11 protein-coding genes are annotated in these 13,695 nt (G+C 35.3%); 1 reads left to right on the top strand and 10 read right to left on the bottom strand.

Going from position 1 to position 13,695, the window contains the following annotated elements; all coding sequences use genetic code 11:
- Positions 1 to 35: 35 nt before the first annotated feature.
- On the top strand, positions 36 to 767 hold the full coding sequence (locus tag ACM9HF_RS03310) for an O-antigen ligase family protein (protein ID WP_473614283.1): 732 nt from the start codon (positions 36 to 38) through the stop codon (positions 765 to 767).
- A 561-nt stretch (positions 768 to 1,328) separates the two neighbouring features.
- On the opposite strand, the gene ACM9HF_RS03315 is transcribed toward ACM9HF_RS03310, so the two are convergent.
- From ACM9HF_RS03315 to ACM9HF_RS03360, 10 genes are all read right to left on the bottom strand, one after another.
- A complete protein-coding gene (locus tag ACM9HF_RS03315; RefSeq protein WP_473614284.1) occupies positions 1,329 to 2,756 on the bottom strand; it encodes a phosphomannomutase in 1,428 nt (475 codons plus the stop codon).
- Between the two features lies 1 nt (position 2,757).
- Complete coding sequence (locus ACM9HF_RS03320; RefSeq protein WP_473614285.1) at positions 2,758 to 4,200, bottom strand: mannose-1-phosphate guanylyltransferase/mannose-6-phosphate isomerase; 1,443 nt, start codon at positions 4,198 to 4,200, stop codon at positions 2,758 to 2,760.
- Between the two features lie 98 nt (positions 4,201 to 4,298).
- Entirely contained in the window at positions 4,299 to 4,757 is a 459-nt protein-coding gene (locus ACM9HF_RS03325; protein WP_473614286.1) for a GDP-mannose mannosyl hydrolase, read from the bottom strand.
- A gap of 1,052 nt (positions 4,758 to 5,809) precedes the next feature.
- A complete protein-coding gene (gene fcl, locus ACM9HF_RS03330; RefSeq protein ID WP_473614287.1) occupies positions 5,810 to 6,769 on the bottom strand; it encodes a GDP-L-fucose synthase in 960 nt (319 codons plus the stop codon).
- A gap of 51 nt (positions 6,770 to 6,820) precedes the next feature.
- Complete coding sequence (locus tag ACM9HF_RS03335) at positions 6,821 to 7,192, bottom strand: GxxExxY protein (RefSeq protein WP_473614288.1); 372 nt, start codon at positions 7,190 to 7,192, stop codon at positions 6,821 to 6,823.
- An 837-nt stretch (positions 7,193 to 8,029) separates the two neighbouring features.
- A complete protein-coding gene (gene gmd / locus ACM9HF_RS03340; RefSeq protein WP_473614289.1) occupies positions 8,030 to 9,151 on the bottom strand; it encodes a GDP-mannose 4,6-dehydratase in 1,122 nt (373 codons plus the stop codon).
- 102 nt (positions 9,152 to 9,253) lie between these two features.
- The gene (locus tag ACM9HF_RS03345) at positions 9,254 to 11,221 is read right to left on the bottom strand and encodes a right-handed parallel beta-helix repeat-containing protein (protein ID WP_473614290.1); all 1,968 of its coding nucleotides are present in this window, start codon (positions 11,219 to 11,221) and stop codon (positions 9,254 to 9,256) included.
- Between the two features lie 44 nt (positions 11,222 to 11,265).
- Positions 11,266 to 12,021, bottom strand: coding sequence for a WecB/TagA/CpsF family glycosyltransferase (locus ACM9HF_RS03350; protein ID WP_473614291.1), 756 nt, complete (start codon positions 12,019 to 12,021; stop codon positions 11,266 to 11,268).
- On the bottom strand, positions 12,014 to 13,186 hold the full coding sequence (locus ACM9HF_RS03355) for a glycosyltransferase family 4 protein (protein WP_473614292.1): 1,173 nt from the start codon (positions 13,184 to 13,186) through the stop codon (positions 12,014 to 12,016). The genes ACM9HF_RS03350 and ACM9HF_RS03355 overlap by 8 nt, the downstream gene beginning before the upstream one ends.
- Positions 13,183 to 13,689, bottom strand: coding sequence for a serine O-acetyltransferase (locus ACM9HF_RS03360; RefSeq protein ID WP_473614293.1), 507 nt, complete (start codon positions 13,687 to 13,689; stop codon positions 13,183 to 13,185). Before ACM9HF_RS03360 ends, ACM9HF_RS03355 begins: the two co-directional genes overlap by 4 nt.
- Between the last annotated feature and the right edge of the window lie 6 nt (positions 13,690 to 13,695).

Consider the following 13,695-nt stretch of genomic DNA (forward strand, 5'->3'; position numbering starts at 1 on the left):
ATAAGGGGCGTGCTAAAGGCCTTAAGACACCATTAATGAATCAAATAATTGAGCTCGTTATGTCTAAAAATGGTTTATACCTACTTGCTGTTTTTATTATGATTTTATCTTTATTAAAAACCTCTTCGCGCGGCGGCAATTTAATATTCATATTTTCAATATTGTATACCTACATATGTTACTTAATTATCAATAAAACCAGCACAAAAAAGTTAGTAAAACGCCTTTCTTTATCTTTATTAACTTTAATTATTATTGTTATTACTCTGATAAGTACTGGAGCAATAGATAAGCTAACCAAACGTTATCAAAACCAAGGATTAACGCCTAATGGCAGAGATTTAATGGTAAACACAGCAACCAACATCATCAAACACTATCCACTATTTGGAACGGGTGCAGGCACATATCCCGTTATTCAGCAAAAATACAAGTCACCTTTATTAGGTAATACAGCAATGTCTAAAAGAGCCCACAACGATTATTTCGAGTATTTATGTAATCAAGGCATCATCGGATTTTCGTTATTAATGCTGGCTATGGCATTACTTTATATAAAATTATTTAAACAACTAAAAAAAACAAAAAGTAGTTTTATGGGGATAAAGGTTGCCTGTTTCACATCAGTAAGTGCTATCTCAATACATTCTTTCATGGACTTTAATTTTCACTTACCTGCAAATGCTATTTATTTTTTTATCATACTTGCTGCGGGCTTACAGGCAGGACAATTAAGTAATAAACAACGTTCACGAGTTGAGTACTAACTTAAATATAGAAACGTTATCAATTACCTACACCGAGTAAAGATCAGTAAAGAAAGGATTTTACCTTCTCTGTGTTCTTCTCGGTGGTTAAAAATGTCTTATCTTTTAAAACCACTACCAGCTAATTACGCGAATTACTCTAATTAAAGATACAAAGCTAACCACAGAGTACACAGAGGGCCTAAGCCCTACACCGAGGAAAGATCCGTAAAGAAAGGTTTTATTGTTTTAAAAAATTCGTGGAATTAGTGTAATTCGTTAATAGCTTCTTAATAAAAAGTGTTTTGAATTTCTCTGTGTGTGTGCGAAGCACAACTCCGTGGTAAACGTCTTTTCAACACAAGATCAACCACAGAGTACACCGAGGGGCTGCGCCCTACACCGAGAAAAGATTTGGTTTTTGACCTACCTCTAAAAGCGAAGCGCCTCGGTGGTAAACTTCTTTTTATCTTTTAGTAAAACCCTGTCAGCTAATTACGCGAATTACCCTAATTGAAACCTTAAAACATAGATTTTTGTTTTAAAAAATTAGTGAAATTAGCGTAATTCGTTGATAAAAAACTAAATCGTTTGAACTTTAGTTAACACCTGAACAACCAATTGCTTAGCTTTTTCATCGCTCGTAGACTCAGCATAACAACGTAACTCTGGCGCATTACCTGAAGGACGTAAATGAATCACATCATTGTCAGACAACGTCATTCTTAAACCATCAGTTACATCAACACTTTTCACCGTTAGCTCTTCAAAACCTAATAACTGAATTAACGTTAAAGTATCTTCACGATAAGTTTTAATTAACTGTTGGCTTTTTTCAGTCGCAAAGTTTTTAATTCTATCGCTTGCTGAAAAACGCTTAGTACAATCTTTTACTAAATCAGAAATAGTTTTATTATCAGTAGTTCCAGCTAACAACATAATGGCAGGTAAAAGCGCATCACGCGTAGGTAAAGCTTTTAACGGCTTATTATTAATACTTGTATCAGAGCCTAATAAAAAACCACCATTTGCTTCAAAACCCGCAACCGATGAATACTTTTTACTTAAACCTTCAAACTCAGCAATTACATACGGAGAACCAATTCGCGTTCTTTCAATTTTCTTAAAAGCATTTGAAAGCTCAATCGACGTATTACTATTTACTGGAATAGATAAAGCTTCAACATTTAGTTGCTTAGCACAAAGCAAACCTAAAATATCACCACGTAACCAAACGCCCTTTTCATCAGCTATTAAAGGTCTGTCGCCATCACCATCGGTAGAATATATCGCATCAAAACCATACTCTTTTGACCAGTTAATGGCTTTTAATTGATCTTCTTCCGACACCGCTTCAGTATCAATAGGTACAAACTCATCACTACGTTCAAGTGAAGTTACTTTAGCACCGAGTTCTTCAAATAACGCTTGGTATAAATCTCTACCCGCGCTTGAATGTTCATAAATACCAATATGTTTACCGGTTAAAAAAGGCTGATCGAATAACGAAGCATAACGTTGAATATATTCTTCCCCTGCCTCATTACTCACTATTAATTCTGCTAATTCGTTAAGCGCGTTAAAGCTTGCTTTGCTAGATAAAATAGCTTGTTCATCACTTTTACTAATTTCACCGTCAGGACGATAAAACTTTAAACCATTTCTATCAAAAGGAATGTGACTACCGGTAACCATAATACAAGGAATGTTTCTTTCCATTGCAGCATAAGCTAACGCAGGAGTAGGAATAACACCGTAATATATTACCTCAATACCTTGTTGCTTTAATGCCGTGCTACACGCTTGCGCCATAGCATAACTACTTGGACGGTTATCAATGGCAATAGCTAAACGGTCAAAAGTAAATTGACCTTTAAGCGTATCAATAAAAGCTAATGAAAATGCAGCACAAACGTCAGGCGTAAATTGCTCTACTAAACCACGTGCACCACTGGTGCCAAAAGCAACACCACTATTAGCTAAAACAAGGTTTGATTGTAATACAGTCATATTATTTTACCCTACCGTAACGGTCTTCAAATCTTACAATATCGTCTTCACCTAAATATGAACCCGACTGTACTTCAATCAATTCTAAATCAACTTTACCAGGGTTTTCTAACGCATGAACCGCAGTAATAGGAATATAAACCGACTGATTTTCAGAAACATATTGCTCTGTTTCATCAATAGTTACACGCGCCATACCCGAAACCACAATCCAATGTTCAGCACGATGATGATGCATTTGTACCGACAGCTTAGCACCTGGCTTAACCGTAATACGTTTAACTTGAAAACGTTCACCACTATCAACTGAATCGTACTTACCCCAAGGGCGATAAACTTCACGATGAATAGTCGCTTCGGAACGGTTGTTTTCTTTAAGCTTATTAACAATGGCTTTAACGTGTTGTGCTTCGTTTTTATGAGCAACTAAAACCGCATCTTTAGTGTTAATAACAATTAAGTCTTTAACACCTACGGTAGTAACCAACTTGTCTTCACTGATCACTAACGTACCTTGCGTGTTAACCGACTCAACATCACCAATAAAAGCATTACCGTTTTCGTCTTGTTTCGACACATCTAATAAAGCAGCAAAGCCCCCTACATCGTTCCAACCTGCATCCATAGGCACTACAACCACGTCTGAGTTATTTTCAGCACATAAAGGTTCCATTACCGCGTAATCGATTGAATCGTCAGGACACACCATAAACGCATCTTTATCTACACGTACAAAATCCATATCTTGGTTTTGTACTTGCATTGCTTTAACACAAGCATTGTAAATTTCAGGATTATAGGTTTTAAGTACATCAACATAACGGCTTGCTTTAAACATAAACATACCGCTGTTCCAGTAATACTCACCAGAATCAACATAACTTTTCGCTGTTTCTAAATCAGGCTTTTCAACAAAACTACTCACTAAATAAGCATCTTCAACTGAATCACCACGTTTAATATAGCCATAACCCGTTTCAGGACTTTTAGCCACAATACCAAAAGTAACTAATTTGTCGTTTGTTGCATGTTCATAGGCTTTTTTAACAGATGATTGGAAAGCTGCTTCGTCGTTAATAACATGATCCGCCGCTAACACCAACAACACAGGGTCTTCACCATCGGTTGCTGTTTCTAACGCATGAATTGCAGCCAATGCAATTGCTGGTGCGGTGTTACGACCTACAGGTTCAAGAAATATACCGCCGTGTTCAACACCTAATTGTCTTACTTGTTCTGCAGCAATAAAACGATGTTCTTCGTTACAAATAAGCATACAAGGTTCATTATTCAACCCGTTTAAGCGAGCGATAGTTTGTTGCAACATGGTTTGGCTGTCATCGTTACCACAACCTAAGGCTAAAAACTGTTTAGGGTAGTTACTACGCGACAATGGCCATAAACGAGTGCCTGAACCGCCTGCCATAATTACAGGTAAAATCATTTTAAATATCCTATTTATAAAATTTTAAATGTTGAAAGAAAACGAAATAACAACAAAGGTTACACAACATTCCGTTTACCGACATTCATACTTAATTATTAATTTTTTTCAAAATACCATTTTGTGTGTAGATGAACGTTTTCTTCACCCAACAACGAATCTATTTCAAACCATTTATAACTACCGTGTTGTACGTCTAACGGTAATTGTTCTAACTCTGTATCGAGTGAAAGTACATAGGCAATAGCGACGTAATGAGTACTAAACTCGTCACCAAATACGTTATCTTTATAAAAGTGATCAAACGGCCCTAACAGCTCTGCTTGATCGATAGTAAATGTTTGCCCTAACTCTTCTTTGGTTAGTCGTTTAAAAGCATCAGCCATAGACTCGTCTTTTAAAATTCGACCACCAGGTACAAACCAAAAGCCTTTAGCGGGTTTATTCAAACGCTCACCAAGTAATGCTTGCCCATGTTTGTTTTTTACAACTAAATCAATAGACACCAAAGGCGTACTTTCGATAACAGTGGAAAACGTTTCTTTATCTAAAAACATAATAACTCTTATTCATTACCAAACACTTAAAAACAAGTCATCTAATTAAAAGACTAACCATAGAGTAAAAGACAGTAATAAATGTTTATTATTTTGACCTTCTCTGTGCTCTTCTCGGTGGTAAAACGTCTTTTTATCTTTTAGTAAAATCCTGCCAACTAATTACGCCAATTACACTAATTAAAAGACTAACCAATAACATAAAATATTTTTTAACCACCGAGGCGCTTCGCTTTAAGAGGTAAACCTTAATAAACAAAATCTTTCCTCTGTGTAACTCAGTGCTCTCTGTGGTAAATATCTATAGTTACTAACCAAAACACATAAAACAATTTAACCACCGAGGCGCTTCGCTTTATGAGGTAAACCTTAATAAACAAAATCTTTCCTCTGTGTAACTCAGTGCTCTCTGTGGTATATGTCTATAGTTACTTACTAACAAACACATAAAACAATTTAACCACCGAGGCGCTTCGCTTTAAGAGGTAAACCTTAATAAACAAAATCTTTCCTCTGTGTAACTCAGTGCTCTCTGTGGTATATGTCTATAGTTACTAACCCAAACACATAAAACAATTTAACCACCGAGGCGCTTCGCTTTATGAGGTAAACCTTAATAAACAAAATCTTTCCTCTGTGTAACTCAGTGCTCTCTGTGGTAAATATCTATAGTTACTAACCAAAACACATAAAACAATTTAACCACCGAGGCGCTTCGCTTTATGAGGTAGACCTTAATAAACAAAATCCTTCCTCTGTGTAACTCAGTGCTCTCTGTGGTATATGTCTATAGTTACTTACTAACAAACACTAAACATTTTTACCACTGAGAAGAGCCACGGAGAAGTTCAAAGTCTTTACTTAAAAACCTTTATCTTCTTCTGTGTAACTCAGTGTTCTCTGTGGTATATGTCTATAGTTACTAACCCAAACACATAAAACAATTTAACCACCGAGAAGAACCACGGAGAAGTTAAAATCTTTACTTAAAAATCTCTGTCTTTTCTCGGTGTTCCTCTGTGTACTCTGTGGTTAAACAAATCTGTTTAAAATTAAGCTCTGAAGTTATCTTGATTTTCTAAAAACCACTCATAACTATGCGCTAAACCTTCTTCTAAACTAATTGAATATTCCCAACCTAAATCTTTAAGGCGGCTAACATCCATCAACTTACGCGGTGCGCCATCTGGCTTAGTCGCATCAAACGAAATAGAACCCTCATACCCAACAACTTTAGCAACGGTTTCAACCAACTCACGTATCGTACAATCAACACCCGTACCCACGTTAATATGACTCAACATCTCTTGCGTATTCGCTTCATACGTTTCTTGGTTTAATTCCATCACATAAATTGAAGCCGCAGCCATATCATCTACATGTAAAAACTCACGCATAGGCTTACCTGACCCCCACGCAACAACTTCGGGTAAGTTATTTAACTTAGCCTCATGAAAACGACGTAACAACGCAGGAATAACATGAGAGTTTTCAGGGTGAAAGTTATCATGCGGACCATACAAGTTAGTTGGCATAACAGAACGGTAATTACGACCGTATTGTCTGTTATACGATTCACACAACTTAATACCCGCAATTTTAGCAATCGCATAAGGTTCGTTAGTCGGTTCAAGCGTAGCCGTTAACAACGCAGACTCAGTCATAGGTTGTTCAGCTAGCTTAGGGTAAATACATGAAGACCCTAAAAACAATAAGTTTTGAACCCCACCTAAATGCGCGCCATGTATAATATTGCACTGAATCATTAAGTTTTGATGAATAAACTCAGCAGGATACGTATTATTTGCAACAATACCGCCTACTTTGGCAGCAGCTAAATACACTTCATCTATTTGTTCGTTAGCAAAAAACTCAGTAACCGCTTGCTGGTTTAATAAATCTAATTCCTTGCGTGAGCGTAAAACAAGCTCAACATCAGGTTGTTTTTCTAACAAACGAACAATAGCAGAACCAACCATACCGTTATGGCCAGCAACAAATATCTTTTTCATTTTTAATTCCAAACTTTAAATTAACCACGGAGAACACAAAGGAAAACTTTATTACACGCTTACTCTTTTGATTCCGTTAACTAATTTACTTACGTTAAAGTTAATGATTAAACCCGTCTTAATCCCAGTAAGCTTAAGGTAAGTCATCATTTGCGCTAGATGGATATTCGATAGTTTATCGACAGCCTTTAATTCCACAATTAAATTATCTTCAACAAGTAAATCTAATCTATACCCTGCATCAACTGTTATTGATTTATACTTTACTGGCAAGGTAACTTGTCGTTGTACTGTAATGCCTTGTGTGTTTAATTCATAATTCAAACAATGTTCGTAGCTTGACTCTAATAAGCCAGGTCCAAGTTCTTTGTGTACTGAAATAGCACAACCAATTACTTTTTCTGTTAGGGAATCCTTTTCCATCACGGTAAATCCTTTTTCAGTTGTATTAGAATATTTTTTGAAACAATCAATAACTACCCACAAACACAAAACATTTTTTAACCACAGAGGCGCTTCGCTTTATGAGGTAGACCTTAATAAACAAAATCCTTCCTCTGTGTAACTCAGTGCGCTCTGTGGTGAATATCTATAGTTACTTACTAACAAACACTAAAACATTTTTACCACCGAGAAGAGCCACGGAGAAATTCAAAGTCTTTACTTAAAAACCTTTATCTTCCTCTGTGAAGCGCGAAGCGCCTCTGTGTTCTCTGTGGTTAATATCTGTAATTACTAACCAAAAACACTAAACATTATTTACCACCGAGAAGAACCACGGAGAAGTTCAAAATTTTTACTTAAAAAACCTTTATCTTCCTCTGTGTAACTCAGTGCGCTCTGTGGTTAATATCTATAATAACTAACCAATAACACTAAAACACTCTTTACCACCGAGAAGAACCACGGAGAAGGTCAAAATCTTAATTTATAAAACCTTTATCTTCCTCTGTGAGCGCGAAGCGCCTCTGTGTTCTCTGTGGTTAGTATTTATAGTAATTAATCTACAAACACAAAACATTTTTAACCACCGAGAAGTTCAAAGTCTTTACTTAAAAACCTATATCCTCCTCTGTGAGCGCGAAGCGTTTCTGTGTCCTCTGTGGTTAATGTCTAAAGTTACTTACCAATAAACACAAAATATTCTTTACCACCGAGAATAGCCACGGAGAAGTTCAAAGTCTTTACTTAAAAAACCTTTATCTTCCTCTGTGAGCGCGAAGCGCCTCTGTGTTCTCTGTGGTTAAAAATGGGTTTCAGTTACTCAACAGATACGTTTACATTGTGGCCATGTGCTTTTAATAAAGCGTGTTGCTTAGCTTTATCTAAATCATTAGCAACCATTTCAGCACACATTTCTTCAACCGTAATTTCTGGTGTCCAACCTAATTTTTCTTTCGCTTTAGATGGGTCACCTAATAACGTTTCAACTTCTGCAGGACGGAAGTAACGCGGATCAACCTTAACAATTACATCACCCACACTAAGCGCTGGAGCATTATCGCCCTCAATAGCTGTAACAGTAGCCACTTCATCAAGACCTTCACCAGAAAACTCTAACGAAATACCCACTTCTTTAGCTGATAAACGAACAAATTCACGTACCGAGATTTGCTTACCTGTAGCAATAACAAAATCGTCAGCAACGTCTTGTTGTAACATCATCCATTGCATACGAACGTAATCTTTAGCATGACCCCAGTCACGTAAAGCATCCATATTACCAAGATACAAACAAGGCTCTAAACCTTGAGAAATGTTAGCAATAGCACGCGTAATTTTACGTGTTACAAATGTTTCACCACGGCGCGGAGATTCATGGTTAAACAAAATACCATTACACGCATACATACCGTAAGATTCGCGGTAGTTAACCGTGATCCAATACGCATACATTTTAGCAACAGCATAAGGAGAACGAGGGTGAAAAGGAGTTGTTTCTTTTTGAGGGATTTCTTGAACTTCACCGTAAAGCTCAGAAGTAGACGCTTGGTAAAAACGCGTTTTCTTTTCTAAACCTAAAAAGCGAATTGCTTCTAAAATACGTAAAGCACCCATAGCATCAACATCAGCCGTATATTCAGGACACTCAAACGACACAGCAACGTGTGATTGCGCACCTAAGTTATAAACTTCATCTGGCTGAACATTTTTAATTATACGCGTTAAGTTAGACGTATCACTTAAGTCACCATAATGTAAAAAGAACTTAGGGTTCACTGCATGAGCATCTTGATAAATATGATCAACACGCTCAGTATTAAACGAAGACGCTCTACGTTTAATACCATGAACTTCATAACCTTTTTCTAATAAAAATTCAGCCAAGTATGATCCATCTTGCCCTGTTACACCGGTAATTAATGCTACTTTGTTAGACATGTGCCTTCCCTATATAAATTAAATCAATAAACTTATGTGTATCTTAAAATGTTAACACTTACATAAAATGAAAGTCTTATTACTAAATGAAAATTATTTACGTTATTTTACACCAATTTTCTCGAACGGAATATTACTAAACCCTTTCAGTGGCGCTTTAATTTGATAATTATTTGTTGGTGAACTATTTGGTAAATGGTGATTATTTTCAAAAAGAATATAAGGCTTTGCTTTATCAAAAACATAGTTCCATTTATCATCATAAAAGACATTATTACTAATGATATTTCCATCTGGTAGTCGTGGGTTAACAGATAACACATTAGATAATTTGGGGTATTGATTTTTCCATATAGGTGAATTATAAGGTACATCATTCAACCTACTAGTTAATTGTTTGATGCCACTTTTTTTTGCCCAAGTTACACCACGAGTATCGATATGTATTGATCTTACAGAATTAATAAATAAGTTCTTATCAACTATATTATCCCTACCACCACCAATAAAAACAGAGTCATAAACATTATCGAATATATTACCTGTGATTATTACACCTGACGATTCATCGTCAACATAAACACCTTTAGCACCTTTGCCATTGTAACCTTGAATATCGTGCAAATAATTATGCTTTATGATTGAGCCTCTAGCTGTCCAATCTCTGCCAACATAAATAGCACCAGCGTCATTTGCTTTAGTAACAACATGATGAATATTATTGTATTCAATTAAGTGATTATTACCCTTAAAAAATATACCTATATGAGGAGCATTATATATTTCATTATTTTTTGCACAATTACCGACACCAGATAGTGAAACCCCTGGCTGAGCAGTTTGTATGATAGTGGCATAATCATGTATTTTATTATTTATGGCGCATATATTAGCGTGTTTTAATGTACTTCTATCTCCACCTTCAATAGCAATAGCACCAGAGCCAATTGAATAAATTTCACTTGAACTTATTGTACTGTTATCACTGTCTTTAATGATTATACCTTTGTTGCCTATATGTTTAACAACGACATTATCAATTAAATTATTTTCGCCGCCTACAATGGAAATACCATTTTTTTTGCTGTATGCGACATTCAAATTTTTAAAAGTTATATTGCTGGCATTACTCAAAGATATTAAATTATTAACCACAGCTAACATAGGTGGTTTATCTCTCATTATTTCATCTGGAGGGTAAAAATATAATTTTCCATTATCTCTATCTAAATACCATTCATTGGGGCTATCTAGCTCAGCTAGAATATTAAAAGCAAAATACTCTTGCTCTTGTCGGTAGCCATAGAAATGATAAGGAGGCTCAATTGATATAGTTTTATTATGTACATCTATATTGTTAACACGCTGATTTTCATCACGCCAATTCCAAAACCAGTATCCATTTAACCAAACATCTTTTTCACCTACCCAACGATTTATAGTACTGTCAGTATAATGAAACTTTCCTTTTTTACTTCCTGAATAGTTTCTCACTACTTTAGTATTAGGTTCGACTAAATTCCCAACACGCATAAGCCCATTATTTGGATAACGAGCCAATACCATTTTTTTATCGCGATAAAATAACGAAACGCCACCTTGATTAGGTAAACCAAAATCATTTACATCGTATTCATTGAGATCTGTTACATAAACCTGTTTTTTAGATTTAACAGTCAACTTACTTAGAATGTTGCTATCAACAACTTTACTCCAATAAGGTAGAGATTTGGCTCCTACTAGATTAACGATTTCATCTTGATATGCTGAAATTATTAACGGATATTGAACATTACGGGTGTCAACTGCTGTAATTTGAATAGTTTTATCAAGTGAGTAAACACCTCCACGGAGCCATATAGTAACGGCCTTGTCTTTCGAAGTACGGGCTACACTTAATGCTTTCGTTAGTGTTTTGAAAGGCTCACTGATATCCCCTCTATTAGTGTCGTCACCTTTTAAATCAACAAAAATATTCTTATAAACATCCTTAGAATTACTAGCACAAGATAAACATAAAAAATTTAAAATAACGATAAAGGTTATAATTTTTAATTTATTAAGTAACATATTTTTTGTCCATTATAGCTGTATTTTGATTTAATAATTAATGACTATTTGATTAGAGCCTTGAAATATTGCTTACTAAAGTGCCATATAAATCTTGGATTAGTAGAAAAATATCGTCGCCATAATCGCTTGGGTTCAGACAATAATCTAAACATCCATTCCATACCTATTTTTTGTATCCAACGTGGCGCATGTTTTTTCTCTCCTGCGATAAAATCATACGCGGCACCTACCCCTAACATGACACAATTCAGGCTTTCTTTATGTTCTGCCATCCAGCGTTCTTGTTTAGGGCAACCAATACCCACAAATAAAACATTTACATTAGCATTATTAATAGCAGTTACAACGTCGGCATCTTCGGTTTCAGTTAACGGGCGAAAAGGAGGTGAAAATGCATAGGTAATATTAATATCAGGGTAACTTTCTAATAACTTAGCTTTAACCACATTTAATAATGCATCGGAGCTACCACCATAAAAGCCAATATTTAACGACTTTTTACCTGACTGTGCACATAAAGCGTTCATTATATCTTGCCCACGTACTTGCTCAGCTTCTTTATGCCCTAGTAATTTTTGAGCCCACGATAAAGGCTTACCATCGGGAATCACTAAATCGGCAGAATTAACCACGTTTGAAAAGTCTTCTGAATCTAACACCTCAATACACATATGAACGTTTGAAACACAAACGTAAGCCCCTTGCTCTTTTTTTGAAAGCATTTCAACAGTACATAATGCATCTTTAAGGTTAGTAACATTAACCCCCATAGAAATAATTTCGCAGCGCTTATCCATTGTTATAACCTTGATTAATTGATTGTGTATAAATGTTATTTAACAGTTTAAAATTTTGTGCCGATGTGTACTTTGATAAATACGTATTTCGTGCGTTTGCACTCATTTGTTGAACTAATGCAGGGTTATTAATTAAAGTGCGTGCTTTTTGAATAAAGTCGTCGCAATCACCGTTAAAATGCCCCCCCGTAACATTATCTTCAACAACTTCAGCCATGCTTCCTAACTTTGGTACTAAAGCGCAAGTACCACAGGCCATAGCTTCTACCAACACCATAGGAAAACCTTCAAACCATGTTGAGGCCATTACAATAAAGTCAGCATTTTTAACAAGTTCAAGTACATCTTTCTTTTGTTGTAAACCTAAATATTCAACGTTTTCGCACGTTGAATTTTCAACTAATGTTTTTAAAGGCCCTTCGCCTACTACCTTAAGAGGTAAGTCAATTTTATCCCAAGCTTTTAAAATTAAATCAATTCCCTTTTCTTCGCTTAAACGACCAACATAAATAGCATATCCACCCTTTTTATTAATTACCGTATCGCCGTTAAAAGGGTCTGCAATAAAATTAGGTTTAATAACCACTTTATGTTCTGGCCAACCTGCTTCTACATATTTATTTTTAGCAAATTGAGTTAGCGCGATATAGCAACTTACTTGTTGTTGCCACGTACCTATTTTTTTATGAAGTTCAACCATGCAAGTTAAAATAAAACTACCTACTAACGAATCACGGTACACTTTCTGTTTAACAGACCACCAAGCAGAGTTTTCTATGCTTTTTTCACATACTTTACCGTTATGCATCAATAAAGCGGTTGGACAAACGGCTCTATAGTTATGCAATGTGTGTATAACAGGAATATTCATTTTTTTACATGCATAAAAAACAGAGGGTGATATTAAAGGGAAATAATTGTGAACATGTACAACATCAGGAGAGCTATTTTGAAGCACACGTTTAACTTTTTGGTACTGTGAAAAAGAAAAAATAGTGCCGAACATTACACATACTTTATCCCACAAGCTATTAATAGAAGCATTATCAACGGTATATTCAATAACTTCATTGCCGTTCTCTTTCAATAAATCCATTTCATTTTTATAAACAGCATCTTCGCCACCTGCTATTTGATAAAAATTATGAACGAATAAAACTTTCAAACTAACTTCCTTATTACTTTTGCGGGGTTACCTGCAACTATTGAATTATCGGCAACATTCTTTACCACTACAGAACCAGCACCGATAATAGTATTATCTCCAATTGTAATTGGACCTATAATTACTGTATTAGGGCCTATTATTACATTATTACCAATAATAGGAGAGCCTAGATCATTACCGTTTAGATCTTCTTTATTACCTATTGTTGTATTATGTTTAAGGGTAACATTATTACCAATTACAACATTTTTATTTAATACTAAACCGCGGCCATGATGAATAACTAAACCTTCACCTATTTTGGTAGAAACAGGAATCTCGCAGCCTATAATAATATCTGTGATAAATTTGTATAAAACAATTATTGGAGAGCAAACAATTAACATCAACTTATTAGTACATTTAATGCGAAGTGCATGAGTAAAGTAAAAACAAACAACAATTATTAACCCTTTAAGATTGTCATTACTTTTAAACGCTTTTTTAATTTTGTTAAACATACAGTT

It is taken from the genome of Colwellia sp. RE-S-Sl-9, from assembly GCF_048296855.1.
GTDB lineage: Bacteria > Pseudomonadota > Gammaproteobacteria > Enterobacterales > Alteromonadaceae > Pseudocolwellia.